This window comes from Flavivirga aquatica (assembly GCF_001747085.1).
GTDB classification, from domain to species: Bacteria; Bacteroidota; Bacteroidia; order Flavobacteriales; family Flavobacteriaceae; genus Algibacter_C; species Algibacter_C aquatica.
The window spans coordinates 511,745-537,574 of the sequence record NZ_MDJD01000007.1; the positions used below are offsets into that span (position 1 = coordinate 511,745).

Genomic DNA, 25,830 nt, shown 5'->3' on the forward strand with positions numbered 1-25,830 from the left:
TATTGGCTTATTATTTTTTTTCTTTTAATAACTGTTTATAAAATTCAAAACCATTGGTTTCATAACTTTTAAATAATCTTCTTTTATTCTTTCTTTAGCATCTTCAATAGTTTTAACCTTTCTATCACCTCTATATTTAAGCCAATTTGAAGAGTTTAATAGTTTAAAAAAATGGCGCATCATCAAGAGTGAACTCAGAAATAATGAGACGTTCTGTTTCTACTATTATCATAATTACTCAATTTATAGAATCGCCTCGCAATGCTCTATACCGTTTTCTAGCATCTACAAAATAAATACTATCTGCGTGATTAAAAATAATTTTCTCGTATAAATCTTTTGCCTTTTCGGGCTGATTTAATTGCTTCTCATATATTTCGGCTAAATTAAAATAAGCATCGTCTATTAAAATACCGTCTCTATAATTGGCTATAATATTTTCATAATTTGCAGCTGCTTTTTGAAACTCTTTTTTCATTTCAAACAATTGCGCTTGTTTATATAGGGCTTGCGCCATTATAGGTTCGGTTTTATGATTATTTAATATTTTATCAAGAAGTGTAATAGCTTCGTCATTTCTATTTTGAAAACTTAATAAATCGGCTTTTGAATATAGTTTTAAAGCCGTTTGTAAGGAATCTTCGTATTTGTTATCTGAAATTAGCAATTTTAAATCTAAGGCATCATTTGCTATGAGTTGAGATGTTGATGCTTTTAATATTTTAAGCTGCGATTCTGCCCATTTAAAGTCACCTTTATAATAACTTGCTTTGGCAACTTTGTAACGTGCTTCTTGAGAAATTGTACTATTTTTTAAATTACGTTGAATTTGGGTATAATAAATTAAAGCTTTATTAAATTGTTCTTGCAACACTAAGATATCTCCCAATTCTAATTTTACTTCTGCTTTTTCTAATGTTATTAAAGGTAATTTTAATGTCTTCTCTAAAAACGCCGTAGCTTTACTAGTTTCATTCATAAAAAACGCTAAAAAATGCCCATAAGAGATTTGCAAATTCAAGGTTTGAATATTTATGCCATAAATTTCTAATAACTCTAAGTATTTATTATGTATTTCATCATAATTTCCTTTTGTACTTTCTTTAATTTCTAATTGAAGTAATTGATGATGTGCTTCTAATACAATCTCAGGATCTTGAGCTTTTTCAACAATATATGTGAATATTTCTTTTGCAATATCATTTTTATTTTCGTTTGCAGAAATTAACGCTAATTCTTCAATTCTATTTAAACTTTCTGGGTTTCTATTAAAAATAGCCTTTTCTTGAATAAATGCTTTTTTAAAGTCTTTTTGTTGTATAAATAACCAACTTAATAGCTCATTCCAAAGTAAATTAGGTTCTTGCTGTATTTTTTTTAGTAAAATTCTTCGAAAAATAATATTGTTTTCGTTATCACTATTCTCACTTATAAAGTCGTTAATTGAGCGCTTAACACTGCTTACTGTTCTTGGACTAGAATCTGCAAAATTAACATAACTTTCAAACATTTTTTCAATATCTCCTTGCTCGCCATAAATTTGGGCCAACTGTAAGTTAAAATTAAAATCTGGCTTTAAAGCCATGGCCTTTTCATAACTAATAACAGCTTCTTTTAAAAGTGAATGATTTTGAAAACTTCTTGCGACAGAAAATACATTTGTAGGTCTTATGTCTATACTCTCAATGGCTTTTTGATAATTAGAGTTTGCTTTTTCTAAATCATTTTTTAATTGATAATTATACCCTAATTCCACTGTAAGGGCTGGATAATTAATACGCGACATAAGCTTTAGCAAAAATGCTTCAGCTTCTTGATATTGTTCTAATTCTTGATATACGCTTACTAATTGGTTTATGTAATTTATATTTGAAGACGATTTAGCATGTAATCTTTTGTACTCGTGCAATGCTTTTTCGTATTCTCCTTTTTTAAAATACTCTTTAGCAAGAATATCGTTTTGCGAAAACATATTCGCACTTAAAAAAAGTATTAAAATAAAAAGTAATCTCATCCTGTAAATATAATAAATGTAGTCTGTTGAGATTGTAGTAATTTAAAATTTTTAAAAAAAGCAAATACTATTAATACTATACTGATAGTAAGCAAAATTAAAAAATGCCCGAACAAATATTCGGGCACTAACCAATCAAAATAAATGTTTCATTAACTACCGTTAATTTAAAAAACGTTGTAACGCTGATTGGGGACAATCTTAAATCCCTACATTAATTAGGAAGGATTATTTCAAACAATTATATATACTATAATCTAGGCTTTTATTAAAAAACAAAAGCCTTAGTCATTATTAATGGCTGTTACTATAGATTCAAAAATATCAAAATCTGAAAACAATACTTTACTTGCCATAAATATTAAGGCAAGTAAAAGCACAATGCGTTTAAAATTTTTCATCATTGGGGAGTTTGGTTAATTTGGTTAACGCTAACTTGACAAATAAATTTTTAAACTCAAAAGAAAAGAAAAGAAAATCGTTGAATAACGTATTTAACTTACACTTAGTCGATTAAAAAAAGTATCTTTTACCTTTTTGAAAAGTTTAACGCTCTTTTTAGTTTTCTTCTTTCGTATGTTGTATTCGCTTAATCTATAATATTAAATCCTGTATAAGGTTGTAATACTTTTGGAATTTCAATACCATTTTCAGTCTGATAATTTTCTAAAATTCCTGCAAGTACCCTTGGTAAAGCTAAAGAGCTACCGTTAAGAGTATGTGCTAATTCATTTTTTCCTTCACTATTTTTAAAACGTAATTTTAAGCGATTCGCTTGAAATGTTTCAAAATTAGATATCGAAGATATTTCCAACCATCTGTCTTGAGCAGTAGAAAAGACTTCAAAATCATATGTTAAGGCTGAAGCAAAAGAAGTATCTCCTCCACATAAACGCAAAATTCGATATGGTAGTTTTAGTTCTTTTAAAATATCTTTTACATGGCTAACCATACCATCTAAAGCTTCATAAGATTTGCTAGGGTGTTCTACTCTAATAATTTCAACTTTATCAAATTGGTGTAATCTATTTAATCCTCTAACATGCGCACCATAACTACCTGCTTCTCTACGAAAACATGGTGTGTAACCTGTGATTCCTACTGGTAATTCACTTTCATTTAAAACAACATCTCTAAAAATATTAGTTCCAGGAACCTCTGCTGTTGGTATTAAATATAAATTATCTTCGGTTATATGATACATTTGCCCTTCCTTATCTGGTAATTGCCCTGTACCTATTCCTGATGCTTCATTTACCATGTGTGGTAATTGATATTCTGTATAACCAGCACCCGTATTCTTATCTAAAAAGTAAGCGATTAATGCTCGTTGTAACCTAGCTCCCTTTCCTTTGTATACAGGAAATCCAGCTCCAGCAATTTTATTACCCAACTCAAAATCTATAATATCATATTTCTTAGCTAGTTCCCAATGCGGTAATGCGCCTTCATGTAATACAGGTATATCCCCTTCTTTAAAAATTTCCTCATTATCTAATTCAGAATTACCACGTGGCACCACTTCATTAGGTATGTTTGGTATTTTATAAAGTAATTCTTTTAATGCTTCAGACTTATTATTAAGTGCTTCTGTAAGTTCTTTTGAAACCTGTTTTAATTGGGTAGTTTTTTCTTTTAAAAGGTTTGCTTTTTGAGCTTCACCAGATTTGTACAAGTTTCCAATTTCTTTGGATAAGCTATTAGATTCTGCTAAAGTATTATCTAATTCTGTTTGGATTTGCCTTCTTTCTTCGTCAAAAACGATCACATCAGTAATCATTTGATTAGCATCGATGTTTCGTTTTGCCAAACGTTCAATTACTAAGGCTTTGTTCTCTCTTATAAATGGAACTTGTAACATATTTTTAAAATTTTAAGGGACAAATTTAATGAATTGCCAATATAATTACTCTTGTTTTGAAGGTAAAATCCAGCTTGTATGTTTAAATGTTTCCCATTTAACATCTGCTATATCTACTTCGGGGTCTATTAGTGTTTTGAATGGTTTTCCGTTAATACTTACTTTACAGTTTACATATACAGAAATATCATTACCATTATCTTTATATTTTTGTTTTAGGTATTGCGCAAATTGCCATATAACATCTGGTTTTGTACTTACAGATCGTTTTTGTTTAGCGCTTAAATAATCATTTAAATTAACAATAATACTTTTACCTGTCTCTTTATTTTTTACTGTGAATGTTGTTTGCCCTCTTTTAGACCTAAGCATCATTCGCCATGACATTCTATGTCCTTCTTCTGTCCACAACACATTATCTTCAATAAAATGATGTCTTAATGGCAATCCTATTTGAATTAAAAAATAAATAAAAAACACAATAATTAGTGGTGTTTTTAAATTAGGAACTATAACAGCATCTGCTTTATAAAACAATTTCTTTTTTAAAAACAATTCCTGAATAGTTTTTGGTTGAAAAAAGAATAATGCAAACGCCAATGATAAATAAGGGAATATTCCTATTTGAAAGATAATAGAATTGAATAAATGGAAAAAAACTGAAGACATAAAAGCATACTTCCTAGTGGGTTTATACAATAGAAAAGGTACAATTAAACCATCAAACAAAATACCCCCATAAGCTAATACATAATGCAACCATTTTTGTTGAAGCAATTCACCAACAATAACATAGTTTTTTTTACCTCTCATTAGCAGTTCTATTACCGTAGTATCTAACCAATCTGGATATAATTTTGCTACCGAAGCATAAGTGTAAACTATAAAAAGTTGAAATATAATAACCCCTCTACACCATTGAGGCATGGATATACTTTTTAAATTAGGATTTTGTTTTACATCGATAGATGCATATCTATGAGCTGGAAGAAATACCATAATACTACTTATAAGCATCAATAAGTAATAATGATTATTATAAGACGATTTTTGCATGAAATATGTTGCCGACCACATTAAAGTAAAGCTTATCATACTTAATCTATATTTATAACCAACCATAACAAAAAAGGCAAAAATACCCATAATTGCATAATAGAAATACATCCCATTACCAGGCAGTGGTTGCAACCATTCCAAACCAATAAAAGAGAATGTAAAATCGGAATCTACAAGAGTTTTTTTTACCCAACCTGTAAATATGGCTCCAACAGATTCTAAGAAGCAAAGAAATCCAAAAATAATTCTAAAAACTACTAAAGACGAATTGTCTATATGTTTAAATAACCAATTATTAATCATGATGTTTATCTATGTAACCTAATGCCGTTTTTTTATCTTTCGCTAATTGTATTTTTAAGTCTTCAATAGATTCAAATTTTTCTTCATCACGAATACGATCTAATAAATCTACTTGAATTTTTTCATTATAAATATCTTTATCAAAATCAAAGAAATGAACTTCTATCGTTTGTTTATTTCCATTAACTGTTGGATTCATTCCTATATTCATCATTCCGTAAATTGTAGCATCATTAATTATTGAACTCACAATATAAGATCCTTGCTTAGGAATTATTTTATAATCTTCTCCAAACTTAATATTTGCTGTTGGGAAATTTAATTGCCTTCCTATACCTTTTCCTCTTATAACAGTACCTGTTAGCATAAAATTATAGCCCAAATATGCATTTGCCTTATTTATATCTCCTTCACTTATGGCATTTCTAATTTTAGTAGAACTCACAGCAACATCATTAATGTCTTGAGCCGAAATTTCTTCAACTTCAAAACCATAAGTTTCCCCAAAAACTTTCAAATCGTTTATATCTGCATTTCGGTTTCTCCCAAATCTATGGTCGTAACCAATAATTACTTTTTTTGCATTTAACTTATCAACTAGAAGTTCTTTAACAAAATCTTCTGCCGAAAGCCTTGAAAATTCCTTAGTAAATTTCTTAATAAGTAAGTAATCTAAGCCCAAAGCGTCTAAAATATTCTGACGTTCATCTATGGTATTAATTAATTTAATATTAGATTCCTTTTGTAATACCATACGTGGATGTGGAAAAAAAGTAAGTATCACAGATCTTAAATTGTTCATTTTTCCCGTATCAATTAGGCGTTTAATTATTTTCTGATGTCCTATATGCACACCATCAAAAGTACCTATTGTAACTACAGATGGCTCAATAGATTTGTAAGTTTTTATGTATGTTAATTTGCCCATTTAACAGGTTAAATTACTTTTTAGTGGACTTTAAAAAATTAGATTTACTATCTTTGGCTCAATAACCTTGTCCTAAATATACTATATCATGAAGACAAAGCTACATTATGTTTTATCAATAGCCATACTTTTGTCTGCATTTTCAAGTATTGCTCAAAATTCTACATGGAAAAAAGTTAAAAGTGCCAACGAAACTAAAAATTTATCCAAATTTAATTTAGACAAAAATAAGATTCATTTATTTGAATTAGATATGGTTTCTCTTAAAAAAAACACATCTTCGGCATCTTTAAGAGAATCTAAAAATAAAAAAGTAAATACTGTTATTTCTATCCCTGGAATTAACGGGGAAATGGAATCCTTCTCAATTTACGAAGTTTCTGTATTTGCTCCAGACTTAGCTGCCAAATATCCAAACATAAAATCTTATGTTGGTGTTAGCACAGACAATACTGGCACACGTTTACGAATGAGTGTATCCCCTCAAGGTGTACAAACTATGATTTCTTACATTGGTAAATCTACAGTATTTATGCAACCTATTACAAAAGGGTCTAATAAATATGTACTATATAATAAAGACGCAAGAACACCTTTAAGCAACAAATTTAAATGTAAAACTATCAATAAGTTAAATAAAACATTTAATAAAGCGGGTAAGACTTCTATAACAAATGAAGGTGGCGCAAACGATAAAACCTTAAGAAAATTTAGACTAGCTATTTCAACAACTTCCGAATATACAGCTTACCATGACGATAAAAATCCCGCAAACGGCGATGCTGTCGCAGATGCTTTGGCGGCTATAAATACAACTATAAGTAGAGTTAATGAAGTCTTTGAAACCGACATGGCAATTCGTTTCGAACTTGTTAATGCTACACAATTAATATATACTGATGCTAACACTGATCCTTATTCTAATGCTAACATTGGAACAGACGAAGCTAATCTAGATAATACTAATGGATGGAGCTTACAACTTCAAAATACTCTAACAAGTGTTATTGGAAACAGTGCTTATGATATAGGACACCTTTTTGGAGCTACAGGAGGCGGAGGAAATGCAGGATGTATAGGCTGTGTTTGTATAGACGATGATCCTACAAACTCCCTTGACGTAAATAAAGGAAGTGGATTCACTTCTCCTTCAAGCGGAGGTCCAGAATCTGACACCTTTGATATTGACTTTGTTGCTCATGAAATTGGACATCAAATGGGAGCCAATCACACATGGGCATTTGATAGCGAAGGTACTGGCGTTAACTCTGAACCTGGTAGCGGATCAACCATAATGGCATATGCTGGGCTTGAGCGACTCAATAATGTAGAACTCAATAGTGACGATTACTTTCATTATCATAGTATAAGACAAATACTAGATAATATAAATACGACAAGCTGTCAAACTACCGAAGCTATTTCTAATAATCCACCTATTGCCAATGCAGGAAATGATTATAACATACCTAAAGGAACTGCTTATATTTTAAAAGGAGCAGCAACAGACGCAGATGGAGGAGATAATCTTACTTATTGCTGGGAACAAATAGACTATGGTATTACAGATTACCTAAATTTTGGTTCAGATTTAGCTTCTGGCTCAACAAACAGATCGCTTCGTCCTTCTAATTCACCAAATAGATACATTCCTAGATTTAGCAGTGTATTAGCAGGGAAAACAACTCAAAAAAACCCTACTTTAACTAGTGATTGGGAAACTGTTTCTACTGTTGCAAGAAATTTAAATTGGGCACTAACTGTAAGAGATAGAACTACAGCATCTGCTTTGGGTGGGCAAACAAGTTATGATACCATGAGAATTACTGTTGAAGATGCAATTCCATTTACCGTCACCAATCCATTATCTTGGTCACAAAGTTCTGTACAAACAATAACATGGGAAGTTGGATCTACAAATAATGCTACAATAAATTGTCAAAATGTAAATATTAAACTGTCTACAGATAGTGGATTAACATTTCCAATTACTATAGCATCGAATACAGCTAATGATGGCTCTTTTGATTATACAGTTCCTGTAATTCCTAATACAACAACTGCTAGAATATTAATAGAAGCTGCAGACAATATATTCTACGATGTATCTAACTTTGATTTCTCAATTTCAAATACTCCTGAATTTTTCTTAATAGAAGAAACATTAGAACCTATAACTTGTAAAGATGATACGGCTATTTTTCATTTCAATTACGCTACCGTGAACAGTTTTTCTGAAAATACTGTTTTTAGTGCTTCTGGAATTCCAACTGGAGCTATGGCTATATTCACTCCTGCAAGCTTAAATACTGATGGAAGCGTTGTTATGACTATTAGTAATCTAAACACTGTTACTCAAGGTAATTACTCAATAACTATAACAGGAACATCTCCTTCTATTACAAAGATTAAGAATTTAGAATTACCTTTATTTAATACGCTCTGTCTTTCTGCTGGGACAACAGAGTTCAATACAGGAACAACATTAGTTAAGTTCAATACTATAAATAATGCTTCTACCAAGCCTTCTGGTTATTCCGACTATACAGCAATTGTTACTAACGTAAATAGAGATCGCATCTATAACTTAAGTGTTAATGTTAATACAGATGGAAATTTTACAACAGCAACTAAAGTATGGATAGATTGGAATCAAAACTGTAGTTTTAATGATCCTGGAGAGGAATATAATTTAGGTGATGCTACACAGGTTACTAATGATCCTACCGACAGATCTCCTTTTACAATAACCATCCCTTCAAATGCTAATTTAGGTGAAACAATTATGAGGGTTACTACTAAATATAAGGATGATGGTTTACCTACTTCTTGTGATAATGGTTTTGATGGAGAGGTTGAAGATTACACACTAAATGTATTAACTAATTTAGATGTAAAACCTTTTGGAATTACAAATTTATCAGTATTTCCTAACCCAAGCGAAGGAGGGGTGTTCAATATCAAACTTAGCAGCGCCTTATCAAGTGTTATTAATATATCTGTTTTTGACTTAAGAGGACGTATTATTTATGAGCAAACATACCAAGATACAGGAGAGTTTAATGAAAAAATAACCCTTAATGGTATAAAATCTGGTATGTATATCCTAAAAATAAATGATGGTATAAAAAAATCTCTTAAAAAGATTATAGTTAAATAATAATATTTAGTCCACGTATAATCAATTTCTTTTTTTTAATTTGCAGGCAACTAACAAATTAAAAATATGGAAACTCCACTTCGCCATGTATTAATGACGGCTATATTTTTGTGTACATTCATAACTATAGCCCAAAATCCTATATGGAAAAAAACGAAACGTATAGCCAATTCTAAGTCTTTAGATAAATTTCATTTAGATGAGAATAAAGTTCAAACATTTGAACTTAATGTATCTTCTTTAAAACAAAATTTATCTTCAGCAACATCAAGAAGATCTCCTAATAAGAGCAAAAAAACAATCATTCAAATACCTCAAAGTAATGGCAAAACACAATCTTTTGAAGTATATGAAGCTGCTGTCTTTTCTCCAGAACTCGCTGCTAAATATCCAAATATTAAATCCTATGTAGGCTATAGTACAGACCGTTTTGGAACAAGGTTAAGAATGAGCATATCCCCACAAGGCATTCAAGCTATGATTTCTAACACGGATAAGCCAACCCAATTTATACAGCCTACCTATAAAGGCTCTAACCAATATGTTTTATATGATAAAAATGCAAAACGCAAGCATCGAGACGATTTTAAATGCGGCACAACTCATAAATCAGATAGAGCCTCTAAAAAACAACTAACTAGTAAAATCTTAATTAATGAAGGTGGTGCTAACGATCAAACTTTAAGAAAGTATAGAATAGCCGTATCAACTACTTCTGAATACACTGCTTATCATGATGATGGAAATAACAGTAATGGCGATGCTATTGCCGATGCCTTAGCTGCAATAAATGCTACATTAACAAGAGTAAACCAAGTTTACGAAACCGATATGGCTATTACCTTCGAGCTTGTTGATGCAACACAGTTAATATATAACAACTCTTCAACAGACCCTTATTCACAAGGGTTTGATTTAAATGGTGAAGTACAAGAGACTTTAACTAGTGTTTTAGGAAATGATGCTTATGACATTGGGCACTTATTTACACGTAGTGAAGCTATTTCTAGTGCTGGATGCATTGCTTGCGTATGTGAGGATGACGAAAAGGATGGAGCTCCATACAAAGGTTCTGCTTTTACTGGGTCTGTTAATGGTATCCCAGAAGGTGATGCCTATGATATTAGTTATGTTGCCCATGAAATAGGGCATCAAATGGGAGCAAATCATACAACAGGTGATAATTCTGAAGGTTACGGTGTTAATTCTGAACCAGGTAGTGGAAGCACGATTATGGGATATGCAGGTGCAACAGGATCTGACGATATTCAATTAGAAAGCGATCCTTATTTTCATTACCATAGTATTAGACAAATTATGAACGTTGTTACCAACCAAGCAACATGCTGGCAAACAAATAACCCTGGTAACATTACTAATAATCCTCCATTAGCAAACGCTGGTAACGACTATAACATTCCTGCAGGGACTGCTTATGTCTTAAAAGGCGCCGTAACAGACATTGATGGGACAGGAAACTTAACGTATTGCTGGGAACAAACCGATAGCTCAAGCAGAAGAGAAGTTTCGAACTCAGATAATTTTGGTCCAACATTAGCTACGGCACCGATGAACAGGTCATTACCTCCTTCAAATTCACCAAACAGATACATTCCTAGATTTAGTAGTGTTTTAGCTGGTAATACCACTCAAACTAATCCAACTATTGGTAGCGACTGGGAAACTGTAGCTACAATTGCAAGAAGCTTGAATTGGGCATTAACCGTTAGAGACAGGGCGCCTGCTAACGCTACTGGCGGACAAAGTAGTTTCGATACTATGAAAATAACCGTAGAAAACACCGTTCCTTTTACTGTGACTAATCCTGTATCATGGGGGCAAGGCTCTAATCAAACCATAGAATGGCATGTAGGACAAACAACTAATAGCTCCATTAATTGCCAAAATGTAAACATCAAATTATCCACAGATGGAGGTGCTACATTTTCAACTACCATTGCAAGCAATACACCTAATGATGGTTCTTATAGTTACACAGTTCCTGCTATTCCTGATACATCTTCAGCAAGACTATTAATAGAAGCAGCTGATAATATTTTTTATGATGTCTCAGATTTTAATTTTTCTATTAGCAATGCCCCTAGTTTTTTTGTAAACCAAACAAATGTTACTAACGTTGCTTGTTCAACCACATCAGCAACCTATTCTTTCAATTTCACAACGGATAATGGTTTTTCAGAAAATACAGTATTTAGCGTTTCTGGAATACCAACAGGTAGCTCTGCAGTATTTAACCCAACGAGTATGTCTAGCTCAGGATCATTCACTATGACTATAGACAATATTGATGCTCATGGTTTATACGATCTTGTTGTAAGTGGCACATCAACTTCTGTTACTAAAAACTTCCCTACTGAATTATCAATTTTTAAACATTGTGCCTCTTCTGGAGATAACGATTCTGATTTTAAAACAGCTACAACATTAGTTCAATTTAACACAATTAATAATCCATCTGGTAAATTAGGTGGATATACAAGTTATCATAAAATTTCCACAAATGTAAACCAAGGTAATTCATATGATTTAAATGTACATGCCAATACAGATGGCCCTTATGATGCTGAAGTCTATGCATGGATCGACTGGAATAAAGATTGTGATTTCGATGATCCAGGTGAATTTTATGATTTAGGCTTAGCAAATAACACACCCAATGGTCCTCCTGCTAGTGCACCACTATCAATAACAATTCCAGAAGAGTCAGCCTTAGGTGCTACTGTAATGAGAATAGGTACAGGAGCTTATTATGGTGATGACAATCACATATTTGCTTGTGATGATACAGACGCTGACGGAGAATGGGAAGACTACACTATTAATATTAAAGAATCTTTATCAACCGAATCTTTTGAATTTAATAACTTTAATGTCTCTCCTAACCCTAATAAAGGGACATTTACAGTGAAGTTAAATGACGCTTCGAGCAAAATTAATCTTGAAGTATTTGATATAAGAGGCCGTATTATTTATAAAAATACATATCAAAAATCTGCAAACTTTAATGAAGAGATTAAACTAAATAATGTTACTTCTGGTTTATATTTATTAAAGGTTAGCGATGACTCAAGAACATCAACTAGAAAAATTATTATTAAATAATACCAATTATAAATTAAGTAGAAATACTCAAAATATTAAAAAGCTGTTCTAATATTATTTTAGGGCAGCTTTTTTATTCAGCACCAAAAAAAACATAAAAATATCAAGTTCAATAGGTTTCTTTTTCAGTTATATTTCAACATGAAATACTAAGAATATAAATAATACCAATTTAAACACATTCATTTTCTCAATAAATTTACTTACTATTGTCAGTTTAATAAAAGTAAGTCTTATAATAACGTAATCACTTCAAATGAAACCAGCTCTTATAATCATCGATATGCAAAAGGCTTTTTTTAAAGGTCGTTGTAAAACATCTATGAAAACTGCCTCCTCTGTTATTAACGATGCTATTTCTTATTTTAAACAACAAAACCTACCTATTATATGGGTACAGGATGTTAACAAAAAAGAGGGTGCTATTCCTGGGACAGAAGGCTTTGAACTTATTGATTGCTTAAATTCCAATGAAATTAAACATACTATACATAAACAAAACTTAGATTGTTTTACCAATACCAACTGTGTAGATATATTAAATCAGCAGGGTATCAACACTGTTATCATTTCTGGTTTTTGTGCAGATTACTGCGTGTTATCCTCGTATAAAGGTGCTCTAAAAAATGGTTTTACGGCAGCTATTCTTAAACAAGGTATTGCAGCAGGATCTCAAGAAGATATTAACGAAGTGGTAATAAATAATGACACCGTATCTATTTCTTTTCTAAAAAAAATAGTTGAAGGAATTTAAAATAACAGATCAACCTTATATTAATACAAAAAGCTTTTATTTACCATTAAACTCGTTCATTGTATTATTCATACCTGCTAATCCAAAAGATTTAATAAGTGCTACGGATTTATCTAGACGTTCTATTAGATTCTTGTTTTCTTCTTCTGTCCACTCTCCTAAAACATATTCTACTTGTCTTCCTTTAGTAAAAGCATCACTTATTCCAAATCTAAATCGATTATATTTAGTGGTATTCAATTTATCTTGAATATCCTTTAAACCATTATGACCTCCATCACTTCCTTTTATCTTAACTCGTATACTCCCAAAAGGTAAATTTAAATCATCAGTAATAACCAATACATTTTCTAAAGGAACCTTCTCTTTAGTAAGCCAATACAAAACAGCTTTTCCGCTTAAATTCATATAGGTATTAGGCTTGAGTAGTATAAATGTTCTCCCTTTTAATTTATAGGTTGTAATATCTCCTAATTTTTGAGTCTCAAAAGTTAAACTTTCTTCTTTTGCTAAATAATCTAAAATCTTAAACCCTATATTATGACGTGTTTCAGCATACTTCTCGCCAATATTCCCTAAACCAACTATTAAATATTTCTTCATAGGATCCTTTTCTTCAACATCGTTTTTTTCTTAAACAAATAATTTAACTATAAAATTTATTTCTGTAAAAATAAAAAAGCATCCTGAATAATACAGAATGCTTTTTATATTTAATAAGAATATGTTCTATTCTTGAGTAGCCTCAGCTGCAGGTGCTTCTGCTCCTTCTACTGTTTCTTCTTCATCTTCTTCATCTAGAACAGCTGTTCTAGATGTTCTAACTTGACAAACTACTGTATTATCTGAATGTAAGAACGTGTAGTTTTCACTTGGTAAATCTCCAACAGCAACTTTACCTCCAATTTTTAATGGCGTAATATCTATTTCTATAAAATCAGGTAAATTAGCAGGAAGTGCTTTAATACGTAATTTTCTGTTATTTTTTCTTAAAACCCCACCGTTTTTAACACCTTTGGAGTTACCTACAAGATTAACAGGTATATTTAAAGCGATTTCTTTATCTTCAAATAATTGATAGAAATCTATGTGTAATATTTTATCTGTTACTGGGTGAAATTGAATATCTTGAAGTACTGCATTTAAAGTTTCTCCATTATCTAAATTAATCACAACTGTATGCGCATTAGGCGTGTATACTAGTTTAGAAAAAGCTAATTCTGGTGCTGAAAAATGCACTGGCTTATCTCCTCCGTATAATACGCAAGGAACCTGACCAGCATTACGTAAGGCTTTTGTTGCTTTTTTACCTACGCTTTCTCTTTGAGATCCGTTAATTGTAATTGATTTCATTTTTGTTTATATATATTTAATTAATATTCTTTGTTTTTGTTTCTCTTAAAAAAGAGCAACTTACATTACAAATGTAGAACTAATAGATTTATTGTTATGGACATTATCCATAACCTGTGCAAATAAATCTGCACAGCCCAAAACTCTAATTTTATCACTTTTTTGAGATAAAGGAATTGAGTCTGTTACTATTAATTCTTCTAATTTTGAGTTTTCTAATTTTTCATAAGCATTCCCAGATAATATAGGGTGTGTACAAATAGCCCTTACACTTAATGCACCACGTTCCATCATTAAATCTGCTGCTTTTGTTAAAGTTCCAGCAGTATCAACCATATCATCAACCAATACTACATTTTTACCTGTAACATCACCAATAAGTTCCATATGTGAAATTACATTCGCTTTAGCACGTTGCTTATAACAAATTACTACATCACTTTTTAATGCTTTAGAATATGCATAGGCTCTTTTAGATCCCCCCATATCTGGAGAAGCAATCGTTAAATTATCTAAATTTAAACTTCTTAAATATGGCAAGAATATAGTAGATGCAAATAGGTGATCTACTGGTTTTTCAAAAAAGCCTTGAATTTGGTCTGCATGCAAATCCATCGTTATAATACGAGTTGCTCCTGCTGCCTCTAACATTTTAGCCACTAATTTTGCAGCTATTGGTACTCTTGGTTTATCTTTTCTATCTTGTCTAGCCCAACCAAAATATGGCAATACAGCTGTAATATGTCTTGCTGAAGCACGTTTTGCTGCATCAATCATTAACAGCATCTCCATTAAATTTTCTGGACCAGGGTTGGTTGAACCAATAATAAAAATTCGTGTTCCTCTTATAGATTCTTCATATGAAGGTTGGAATTCACCATCGCTATAAGTTGAAGTAATTACATTACCTAATTCTGCTCCAAATGCTTTAGCAATTTTTTCACCAAGAATTTCACTCTGCGTACATGCAAAAATTTTAGCTTCAGGAATAACGTTTGGCATAGTTAACTTATTGTTTTAGAGTGCGCAAGCACCACGTGATTTTTAACAAGGTGCAAATTTATGCATTTATTTTAACCTAAAAAGTATATTGACTAGTATTTTTGCGATTATTATAGAAAAAATATATATTTTTGCTGCTCACTATATGCTCAAGTGGCGGAATTGGTAGACGCGCTGGATTCAAAATCCAGTTCTTTCGGGAGTGTGGGTTCGATTCCCACCTTGAGTACTAAAGGCTTTAACATTTCTGTTAAAGCCTTTTTTATTTGTTCCCGTTTTAGAAAAAAATATATAGCATTACTATCTTTAGTTATAAGACTACTTATTTATAGTAATTGTTTTTAAATAAGTAATTAAAAATTGCAGCAGATTTTAAGCATCAATCTAAATTCTAATAAAATTGATTGAATAATATCTAAATTCACAAAAAAAGTATAAGTACATCCTTAAAAGAAAGCTTAATTTAACCTAAAATTAATCCTATATTTATATAAATAAGAGACACCAAATAAAAGGCAACAAATTATATATTGCATTTTTTGATATTCTCCTTTTAAAACAAAAAAACCAACACGATTGATTACATGTGAATTAGAATACAAAACCTACTCCAAATTAGGAGAAGGAGCCTTTTGGAATTACAAAACCCAAGAACTTTACTGGATAGATATAGAAAATAAAAAACTTCATATTTACAAACCAAAGACTAAGATTAATAAATCTCTAGAAACATCATCTAGAATAGGAACTGTTGTACCTATAGATAATGAAAGCGCCATTATTGCTCTTGAAAACGGCATTTATATTATAGATACAAATTCTGGCAAAACAATATTGTTTTCAGAAATTGAAAACACAATAACTACCAATAGGTTTAATGATGGAAAATACGATCCTCTAGGAAATCTATGGGTTAGCTCAATGAGTTTAAAAAACAAAAAACACCAAGCCTATTTATATAAAGTAAATAAAAATGGAAAAGCCCACAAAATGCTTTACAACATAACCACATCTAACGGTATTGTCTGGACAAAAAACAAAACAACCATGTATTATATTGACACCCCTACAAATAAAATGATAGCTTACAGTTATAATATTGAAAATGCCACAATTTCAAATAAAAGAATTGCAGTCGAAATACCAAAAAAATTAGGATTTCCTGATGGCATGCAATTGATGAAAATAACACACTTTGGGTAGGTATGTGGAACAACAAAGCTGTTATTAATTTCAATCCTATTACAGGAAAACTCATTTCTAAAATTAACATCCCCGTTTTAAACGTTACATCTTGTGCTTTTGGAGAAATACACTTAGGCACTCTTTTTACAACAACAGCAAAACAAGGCAATGACTAATAAAGAATTAAAAAAAACCCCGTTACCTGTCTCTATATTTAAAATTATGCCTGGCCTTAAAGACGTAGAGAATACTTTTTTCAAAATTAAATAACTTATAAACATAAAAAACAAATATGTCTAACACTAACAAACTCTCAATTAAAGAAAAAATAGGATACGCATTAGGAGATGGCGCCGCAAATATTGCCTGGAGAGGTGTAGCTACATTTTTATTCATTTTCTACACAGATATTTTTGGACTAAACCCTGCAACAGTTGGTTTATTATTTTTAGTAGCTAGATTTAGCGATGGCATTAGCGATATTTTAATGGGAATTATTAGCGATAGAACCAAATCTAAATATGGAAAATTTAGGCCTTGGATTTTATGGACGGCAATTCCTTTAGGCGCTATTTTATCTCTATTATTTACCAGTCCAGATCTTAATTCTACAGGTAAAATTATATACGCCTACTGCACTTATATTTTATTCACACTTATTTACACAGCTAACAACATCCCTTACGGAGCATTAATGGCTGTTATGACTGGAGACGACAAAGAGCGCACAAGCTTAGGATCGTATAGAATGGTTGGTGCTTTTGCTGGTGGCATGTTAGTACAAGGTGCCTTGCTCTTTTTAGTGGCTTATTTTGGAAATGTAAACCCTACAGTTATAGTCGATAAATTAGCTGATGAAAAATTTATAGTAGAAGTATCTACTCCTTCTGATGTTGCAAATGCTAATATTAAAACCATTAATGGCATTGCTCTTTTTTCATGGAGTGGAGATATGAATATTAATTCGCAAGACAATACACCAACGCATGGAAAAAGTTTCTCTATAGAATCTAATAAAAAATATAGATTTATTGTTACTGGTGAAAAAAATATTACCGCCAATGATATTTCAATTATAGATCAAAAACAAGGCTACAGCAACTCAATGTATTTATTATCTGCTTTTTTAGCTTTATTCATGTTCGTTACATTTTACTCGACAAAGGAAAGGATTACTCCTCCTAAAAGCCAAAAAAGTAATTTAACGAAAGACCTAAAAGATTTAATAGCCAATAAGCCTTGGCTAGTTTTACTTGCTGTAGGTTTATTATTTAACATATACAACTCTATTAAACAAGGTATTGTTATTATTTATTTTACACACTATTTAAACAATCAACTTCTGGCAGCCAGTTTTTTAGTTGGACTAATGCTAGCTTCAATTGCAGGGGCTATGATAACCGCTCCACTTGGAAAAAAACTAGGTAAACGTAAATTATTTATTTATGCTTTAATTTTTTCTGGATTAGTAAATGCTTTACTTGTTTTTTGTAGACCTAATGATGTAGAAGCTATTTTTACAATTGGTATCATTTCTGAATTTTCCGCAGCTATTTTTCCAACATTATTTTTCGCAATGCTAGGTGATGCGGCTGATTATTCAGAATTTAAAAACGAAAGAAGAGCTACTGGACTTATATATTCTGCTGGGTCTTTTGCCACAAAATTTGGAGGAGGAATTGCAGGAGCCATAATAGGTTTTGTTCTAGCAGCATTTAACTACAATGGTCAAGATTCTGCATCTATAAGCGGAGCTATTCCTGGAATTATTATGTTAATGAGCTGGATACCAACAATTATCACCTGCATTGCTGCATTTTTAATGATACTATATCCATTAAACCAAAAAAAATTAGACGAGATTACATTAGAATTGAATACTAGAAGAAAAGAAAACACTTAACTAGATCGTTTTTATAATAGAACTCATTTAAGGTTTTCTAATTAACTATAAAACACTGTTTTCACTTCAGAAAAAATAAATGAATTATAAAAAGCATTAATGACTTGACAAGTTTTCAAATTATTATGCTTCTTTTTTATTTTAATAATACTTAAACACTATACAAAATTACCCTAAATAGTCTCTCTATAAAGTAAGCTTCAAATAAATTTCATAAAATAAAGAACAATTTTTGTAACCATTTACAAAACCCTAAATTGGTTACACAAAAAAAAGAGCTGATAACATATTGCTATCAGCCTTTTTTCAAAAAAACATCCCAAAAAAACCAACTATTCTTTTATTTCAAAACTTGTATTTAAATCTGTATACGAACTCCCTCCAACAAATATTTCAAAATCTCCAGCCTCAATAGTAAACGTTCCATTATTATCATAAAACCCTAAAGCATCTTTATCTAATTTAAACACAACTGTTTTAGATGCACCAGCCTCAAGCTCTATTAACTCAAACCCCTTTAACTCTTTTACTGGTCTTGTTGTGCTAGCAACCAAATCCCGTATATATAGCTGAACAACTTCTTTACCATATAAATCTCCAGTATTCTTAACATCTACAGATATAATAACATCTTCATTTACATGAAACACTTTTTTATTAAGACTTAAGTTCTCATACGCAAATGTTGTATAACTCAAACCATGACCAAACGGATATAAAGGTGTACTTTCCACATCACTGTAATGCGACCAAAAAACTAAATTTGGATTTTCTTTATCTGATGTTGGTCTACCTGTATTTTTATAATTATAGTATATTGGAATTTGTCCTATATTTCTTGGGAAAGTCATTGGCAGTTTTCCACTAGGGTTATAATCCCCATAAAGTACTTGAGCTATAGCATTTCCTGCCTGAGTACCTAATTGCCATGCTTCAACAATTGCAGGTACATGCTCGTCTGCCCAATTAATAGTTAAAGGTCTACCATTATTAAGAACCAAAACTATTTTTTTATTCACCTTATAAACCTCTTCTAGTAATTCTTGTTGAATTTTAGACAAATCTATTTCTGTCCTACTTCTAGCCTCTCCACTTTGAAAACCATGCTCTCCCAAAACCATAACAACAACATCTGCCTTTTTCGCTTCCTCTATAGCTTCTTTAAATTCACTTCTATCGGTAGTATTTATTTTTATTTCATTTATAAAACGAGTCTCTCCTACAGACACATCAGCTCCTTTTTTATAGACTAAGTTATTCCCTTTATAATTTTGCATACCTTCTAAAACAGAAACACCTGTACTATCTTTTGAAGCAATTCTCCAACTTCCTAATGGACTATTTTTCTCATTAGCTAAAGCTCCAATTAAAGCAATATTTTGACCTTTCTTTTTAAGAGGAAGAAGTTTATTTTCATTTTTAAGTAATACAATCGATTTTTTAGCAACATCTAAAACAGCATCATGATGTTTTTGACAATTTATCACTTCTTTTTCACGAGCCTCATTACAATATTTATATGGATCTTCAAATAACCCCAACTCATACTTAACGGTTAAAATTCTGCGAACAGCATCATCTATAATAGTTTCATCTACGACTCCTTCTTTAACAAGCCCCTCCAATTCTGCAATATATATATGTGATTCCATATCCATATCTGAACCTGCAAGAACCGCCATTTTAGCAGCATCTTTATTACCCTTAGCGTAACCCCAAACAACTAATTCTTTTATAGAAGCCCAATCTGAAACAACAAAGCCTTTAAAACCCCATTTTCCTTTTAAAATATCTCTCTGTAAATAGGCGTTTCCTGTTGCTGGTACACCATCCAATTCATTAAAAGCATTCATTAAAGTTTTTACATCTGCATCTACAGCTGCCTTAAAAGGAGGTAATACAATATTATGCAATGTTGACCGCCCAATATCTACAGTATTATATTCTTTTCCCGCTTCCGAAAAGCCATAGGCTGCAAAATGTTTAGCACAAGCTGCTATCGTATTTACCGCAGATAAATCATCTCCTTGAAACCCTTTAACTCGAGCTACTGCTATTTTACTTCCCAAAAACGGATCTTCTCCCGCACCCTCCATAACACGTCCCCAACGAGGATCTCTAGAAATATCAACCATTGGTGCAAATGTCCAATTTATTCCAGATGCTGACGCCTCAGCTGCTGCAACTTGAGCAGATTTCTCAATCGCTTTTAAATCCCAACTAGCAGCTTCAGCTAAAGGAATAGGGCTTAATGTTTTATATCCATGTATAACGTCGAAACCTATTATTAAAGGAATTCCTAATCTAGACTCTTCTACCACAATTTTTTGAACAGCTCTAACAGCCTCCACTCCTCTTACAGATAGCATAGAACCAACAAGCCCATTTTTTAAGTGTTCATACTTTTCTTCGGCATCACCGCCATCAGGAACAGGTCCAGTTGCATCCCAGAACCCATTATATTGATTCATTTGACCAATCTTTTCTTTTATAGTCATTTTCCCTAAAAGAAAATCAACCTTTTCACTTACATCTTTTACATTTAAAGAAACTTTATTACTCTCTGCGTGCTGGGTATTACATGTCATAAATGTTGTAATTACAATTGTGTAAATAATATGTTTAACCTTATTACTCATAATAACTATTTTATTTATCATCAAAATCACTGTTTTTCAACAAATTACAAACTTATTAAAAACAAACCATTAAGTATTTTTAATACAATTTTATTTAAAAGCAATACAATATTATCATTTAACAATACTATTTAATCAAATGAATTTTATTAATAAAAATATTGTTTTACAAAAAAAATGTCTTGTAAAAATTCATTAAAAACTCTGTATAGTTCTATATTCATTATTATTTTGTGATTTCAAAAAAAACTAAAACAATTTTTATCAGATCTATAAAGGACAAAAATATATCTAACAAGACACATTTAATTATCTTATACGATCAAATAATGATATTATTTTAACTATTACATAATATCAAAAAATATTGTTTAATGAAAAATTTTTTTACAAAGAAGATTATTTATTCTTACTTACGACTTATTTTTTGTATCATTTCATCTACAAAACTCTTTTTATACAACCATTAAATTCGGCTCTAAATTCACTAGGAGTAGCATTTTTTTCTTTTTTGAATATTCTATTAAAGTTTGCTATATTATTAAATCCACACTTAAAACTTATTTCAGCAACACTCAAATCTGTTTCCAAAAGCATCTTACTAGCTTGACTAATACGAGTCGTATTTACATAAACTACAAACGTTTTTCCTGTACGTTTTTTTATAAATCTATTAAAAGACACAGGGCTCATATTCACCAGTTCAGATATTTCTTTTAATGATATTTTTTTATCGAAATTATTCTGGATATACTCATAAACTTTTTTAATTTTCGAACTATTCTCAAAATTCCTTTTCTGAGAGAATGTTGTTGACAACATTCTCTGATTTCTAGAATTAGCCAAATCATATAATATAGAAATAAACTCTAAGTAATAATCTATACCATCTATTTTAGTAAGGTTTATAAGCCTTGGAACCATTTCCATAGAAACTTTTTCGGAAAACAAAATACCATATGTAGATTTATCAAACATGTCTTTTATAGGCTTAAATATATTTCTTGCTAACATTTTTTCCCCTAAAAGATCATGATTTATATGTATTGTTATTTCATGTATTTTTTTTGATTCACACTTATGCAACTCCCAACCATGTATTAAATTTGATCCAACAAAAACCAATTCAATATCACCAATCTCCTCAATATTGTCTCCTACAATTCTCCTCACCCCTTTACCATTTTGGATAAAATTCAACTCGTACTCTGGATGAAAATGAATCGGAAAATCAAAATCATCTTTAACCCTATCAAACACAAGAAAACTATCTTCAGGTGTTAATTGTGTGATTTCTCTATGAATATTATCTAACATACATGTTGTTTTTATGATATTGTGAAAAATATATATTAATAATTGATGAAATTATATTATATATATGATAATTATGCTGTTAGATTTGTATCTACAACAAACAATAACTAATTATTAAATAATATAAAATTATATTATTTTTTTGAAACAAACTTATTTTTTTAATAAAACTATTGAAGATTTCTTTTTTAATAGACTAATTATTAACACCTTATGAAACAAAAATTATTTAAAAAATTACTCTTCTTAGTAGTTTTTATTACAAGCATATTCACGTATGCACAAAATGTAACTGGTACTATTTCTGATGAAAATGGTCCATTAACTGGAGCGAATGTAATAGTTAAAGGCTCCACTACAGGAGCTACAGCAGACTTTGATGGTAAATACAGTCTTACAAATGTAAGCTCTAATGCTATATTAGTTTTTAGCTATATAGGATACAAAACACAAGAGGTACTAGTTGGCAACCAAACAAAAATTGACGTAACACTAACAGAAGACGCCAGTCAACTAAATGAAATTGTAGTTGTCGGCTACGGTAAAACATCAAGACGCTTAGTAACTGGAGCAATATCTTCTGTAAAATCGGAGGACATTAACAGAACCCCTGTAATTTCGGCAGATCAAGCCTTACAAGGTCAAGCTCCTGGTGTAACAGTACTTAATTCTGGTTCTCCAGGAACATCTCCACAAGTACAAATACGTGGTTTAGGAACTTTTGGCAACAGCAAACCTTTATATGTTATTGATGGCATAGTTTCAGGTGGGCTAAACGAAATTAACCCTAACGACATTGAAACCATGGACGTTTTAAAAGATGCTTCTACCGCTGCTATTTATGGTTCAAGAGCATCTAATGGTGTAGTAATTATAACAACAAAAAAAGGGAGATCTGGAAAAACCAAAATTACTCTAGATTCTTATTTATCATCTCAAATGGTACCTAAAAAATTAGACTTATTAGATTCTAATCAATTTAGACAGTTTGCAGATGAAACTTTTGGTTTACCTAACCGATATACTGTAGATCCGGCATCTACACAATTAAATACAGACTGGCAAGATGAAGTATTTCAATCTGCAATATTACACAATACTAATTTAGGTTTATCTGGAGGTTCTGATACCGCAATTTTCAATATGTCTTTAGGCTACATTGACCAAGAAGGTATTATTATCAATACAGGATTTAACAGAACAGCACTTAGATTAAATAGTGAATTTAAAATAGGTAGTAAATTTAAAATAGGAGAAACATTATCTATAGCAGATTCTGAAATGAAAAATGAAGAAGAAAATGGAGACAGAACCCTATTAGAACACACCATAAAATCACTACCTTACACTCCGGTTTACAACGCTAACAACCCAGGTGGTTTTGGAGGAACTGATACCACACTAGATAATGGCTCTGATGCAGAAAACCCTGTAAGACTACAGACCATAAGCAATAACACCACAGATATAATCAAAATATTAGGTTCTTTATATGCTTCTTACGAAATTACAAATGAACTTGATTATAAGTTTCAATATGGTTTCGAAAGAGCCAACACATCAAAAAACATCCATCGCCCTTCTTTTGACGAAGGCATAAATGAGCGTACTGCTGCAGAACTAGATCAAACCGCAAGCGTTTTCAATTCAAACACCTACACCAATTCACTTACATACTCTAAAACACTTAACGAAGCACATAACTTAGATTTATTAGCTGTAATTGAAAAATTCGAAACAACAAATAGATCTAACCGTTCTCAAGCAGCAAACCCACTAACAAATGAAGTCGAAATTATTCAAGGAGATGCACAGGTTACTAACACTTTAAACGAATACGGATTAATTTCTTATGTTGGTAGACTTAATTATAATTACAACAAAAAATACTTAATCTCGGCATCGATTCGTAGAGACGGAACCTCTCGTTTTGGAAATGGTAAAAAATGGGCTAATTTCCCAGCCGTATCTTTAGGATGGGTTTTAAGCGAAGAAAGCTTCCTTAATAATTCCAACACCATTAGCAACTTAAAACTTAGAGGTTCTTGGGGTGTAACTGGTAATGATGGATCTGTAGAATACGCTTTCCAATCTGGACTAATTGGCACTTACAACTATTCAGGTTTTAATAACAACGTTGGTGTTTCTAATTTCGGAAGTCCAAACCCAGACCTCAAATGGGAAGAAGCAACTATGACCAATATTGGTCTAGATTTAGGGCTTTTTAATAACTCACTTAACATATCTTTTGAATACTATAATAATGACGTAGAAGACCTTATTGTTCCAATACCTAATATATCATCCGAAGGTTTAGGCGAGTTATTCACACAACGTAATGGAGCTTCAAGTAATACAAAAGGTTTTGAGTTAAATATTGGATACAATCACAACAATGGAAAATATTTTAACTGGTCTGCAAATTTAAATTTAGGAACAGCTAAAAATAAAGCTACAAGATTAAGTGATGATTTATCATTTTTTGAAAGCTCAATTTTTGAAGGTGAAAACATATCAAGAGTAACAGCTGGCGAAACTTTATTTTATTTTTATGGATACGAAACAGATGGTATATTCCAAATAGGAGATGACACTAGTAACCAGCCCAATGCTGCTCCTGGTGATATTCGTTTTGTTGATCAGAATGTCGACGGCAAGATTGACAGTAAGGATAATGTAAAAATTGGCGACCCATTTCCAGACTTCACTTACGGCCTAAACCTCTCTGCAAACTATAAAAACTTTGATGCTACATTATTCCTTAATGGCGTCTCTGGAAACGATATATACAATACAAATCTATACGATTTAGAAGGCATGACCCGCTTATTTAACGCTGGAACTACTGTTTTAGATAGATGGACGCCAACTAATACAAACACTTCTATACCAAGATACACAGCAGACCATTCGGATAATGTAAACCGCTCAGATCGTTTTGTAGAGAATGGGGCATACGCCAAACTTAGAAACTTAACATTAGGCTACAGCTTAACAGATAACACACTATCGTCTTTTGCAAATGGAATGTTATCTAAATTTAGAGTATATGTAACAGGACAAAACCTATTTACAATTACAGATTATTCTGGATACGACCCTGAAGTTGGAGGAAGCACAACAGTAACTCCTGGACAACAATCTTCAGCAGCTGGTGTTGGTATAGATAGAGGTCAATACCCACAACCTAGATCTTTTATTCTTGGCGTGCAATTAGCATTTTAATATA

The 25,830-nt window shown here is 31.4% G+C and carries 14 protein-coding genes, 1 tRNA gene and 1 pseudogene; 7 read left to right on the forward strand and 9 right to left on the reverse strand.

Annotation, left to right across the window (positions count from 1 at the left end):
- Nucleotides 1–238: 238 nt before the first annotated feature.
- The 4 genes from A8C32_RS02825 to A8C32_RS02840 all read right to left on the reverse strand — a co-directional run bounded on the left by A8C32_RS02825 (nucleotide 239) and on the right by A8C32_RS02840 (nucleotide 6,165).
- Nucleotides 239–1,972: a tetratricopeptide repeat protein gene (locus tag A8C32_RS02825; RefSeq protein ID WP_240491673.1), complete on the reverse strand. Its 1,734-nt coding sequence runs from the start codon at nucleotides 1,970–1,972 to the stop codon at nucleotides 239–241.
- Between the two features lie 631 nt (nucleotides 1,973–2,603).
- Nucleotides 2,604–3,875 (reverse strand): serine--tRNA ligase, encoded by a 1,272-nt coding sequence (gene serS, locus A8C32_RS02830; RefSeq protein ID WP_069828928.1) that lies wholly within the window; start codon nucleotides 3,873–3,875, stop codon nucleotides 2,604–2,606.
- A gap of 45 nt (nucleotides 3,876–3,920) precedes the next feature.
- Nucleotides 3,921–5,237 carry an HTTM domain-containing protein gene (locus A8C32_RS02835; RefSeq protein ID WP_069828929.1) on the reverse strand — a complete coding sequence of 439 codons (1,317 nt, stop codon included), beginning with the start codon at nucleotides 5,235–5,237 and terminating at the stop codon, nucleotides 3,921–3,923.
- On the reverse strand, nucleotides 5,230–6,165 hold the full coding sequence (locus A8C32_RS02840; protein ID WP_069828930.1) for a bifunctional riboflavin kinase/FAD synthetase: 936 nt from the start codon (nucleotides 6,163–6,165) through the stop codon (nucleotides 5,230–5,232). Before A8C32_RS02840 ends, A8C32_RS02835 begins: the two co-directional genes overlap by 8 nt.
- A gap of 88 nt (nucleotides 6,166–6,253) precedes the next feature.
- Between A8C32_RS02840 and A8C32_RS02845 the strand changes: the two genes are divergently transcribed.
- The 3 genes from A8C32_RS02845 (at nucleotide 6,254) to A8C32_RS02855 (ending at nucleotide 13,202) form a co-directional block, all read left to right on the forward strand.
- Nucleotides 6,254–9,325: a zinc-dependent metalloprotease gene (locus A8C32_RS02845; protein WP_069828931.1), complete on the forward strand. Its 3,072-nt coding sequence runs from the start codon at nucleotides 6,254–6,256 to the stop codon at nucleotides 9,323–9,325.
- Nucleotides 9,326–9,391: 66 nt separating this feature from the next.
- Nucleotides 9,392–12,448 carry a zinc-dependent metalloprotease gene (locus A8C32_RS02850; RefSeq protein ID WP_069828932.1) on the forward strand — a complete coding sequence of 1,019 codons (3,057 nt, stop codon included), beginning with the start codon at nucleotides 9,392–9,394 and terminating at the stop codon, nucleotides 12,446–12,448.
- A gap of 256 nt (nucleotides 12,449–12,704) precedes the next feature.
- Nucleotides 12,705–13,202: a cysteine hydrolase family protein gene (locus A8C32_RS02855; protein WP_069828933.1), complete on the forward strand. Its 498-nt coding sequence runs from the start codon at nucleotides 12,705–12,707 to the stop codon at nucleotides 13,200–13,202.
- Between the two features lie 36 nt (nucleotides 13,203–13,238).
- On the opposite strand, the gene pth is transcribed toward A8C32_RS02855, so the two are convergent.
- The 3 genes from pth to A8C32_RS02870 all read right to left on the reverse strand — a co-directional run bounded on the left by pth (nucleotide 13,239) and on the right by A8C32_RS02870 (nucleotide 15,557).
- Nucleotides 13,239–13,805, reverse strand: coding sequence for an aminoacyl-tRNA hydrolase (pth, locus tag A8C32_RS02860; RefSeq protein WP_069828934.1), 567 nt, complete (start codon nucleotides 13,803–13,805; stop codon nucleotides 13,239–13,241).
- 126 nt (nucleotides 13,806–13,931) lie between these two features.
- Nucleotides 13,932–14,555, reverse strand: coding sequence for a 50S ribosomal protein L25/general stress protein Ctc (locus A8C32_RS02865; protein ID WP_069828935.1), 624 nt, complete (start codon nucleotides 14,553–14,555; stop codon nucleotides 13,932–13,934).
- 60 nt (nucleotides 14,556–14,615) lie between these two features.
- Nucleotides 14,616–15,557 carry a ribose-phosphate pyrophosphokinase gene (locus A8C32_RS02870; protein ID WP_069828936.1) on the reverse strand — a complete coding sequence of 314 codons (942 nt, stop codon included), beginning with the start codon at nucleotides 15,555–15,557 and terminating at the stop codon, nucleotides 14,616–14,618.
- Nucleotides 15,558–15,704: 147 nt separating this feature from the next.
- On the opposite strand from A8C32_RS02870, the gene A8C32_RS02875 reads away from it, so the two are divergent.
- The 3 genes and pseudogenes from A8C32_RS02875 (at nucleotide 15,705) to A8C32_RS02885 (ending at nucleotide 18,645) form a co-directional block, all read left to right on the forward strand.
- Nucleotides 15,705–15,786, forward strand: a tRNA-Leu gene (locus tag A8C32_RS02875).
- Between the two features lie 347 nt (nucleotides 15,787–16,133).
- Nucleotides 16,134–16,918, forward strand: a pseudogene (locus tag A8C32_RS02880) (SMP-30/gluconolactonase/LRE family protein).
- 116 nt (nucleotides 16,919–17,034) lie between these two features.
- Nucleotides 17,035–18,645 (forward strand): MFS transporter, encoded by a 1,611-nt coding sequence (locus tag A8C32_RS02885; protein ID WP_069828937.1) that lies wholly within the window; start codon nucleotides 17,035–17,037, stop codon nucleotides 18,643–18,645.
- Nucleotides 18,646–18,977: 332 nt separating this feature from the next.
- Here the strand turns inward: A8C32_RS02885 and bglX are convergent, their stop codons facing one another.
- On the reverse strand, nucleotides 18,978–21,284 hold the full coding sequence (gene bglX, locus A8C32_RS02890; RefSeq protein WP_069829168.1) for a beta-glucosidase BglX: 2,307 nt from the start codon (nucleotides 21,282–21,284) through the stop codon (nucleotides 18,978–18,980).
- Between the two features lie 441 nt (nucleotides 21,285–21,725).
- Nucleotides 21,726–22,601: an AraC family transcriptional regulator gene (locus A8C32_RS02895; RefSeq protein WP_069828938.1), complete on the reverse strand. Its 876-nt coding sequence runs from the start codon at nucleotides 22,599–22,601 to the stop codon at nucleotides 21,726–21,728.
- Between the two features lie 213 nt (nucleotides 22,602–22,814).
- On the opposite strand from A8C32_RS02895, the gene A8C32_RS02900 reads away from it, so the two are divergent.
- The gene (locus A8C32_RS02900; RefSeq protein ID WP_069828939.1) at nucleotides 22,815–25,826 is read left to right on the forward strand and encodes a SusC/RagA family TonB-linked outer membrane protein; all 3,012 of its coding nucleotides are present in this window, start codon (nucleotides 22,815–22,817) and stop codon (nucleotides 25,824–25,826) included.
- The last annotated feature ends 4 nt before the right edge of the window (nucleotides 25,827–25,830 follow it).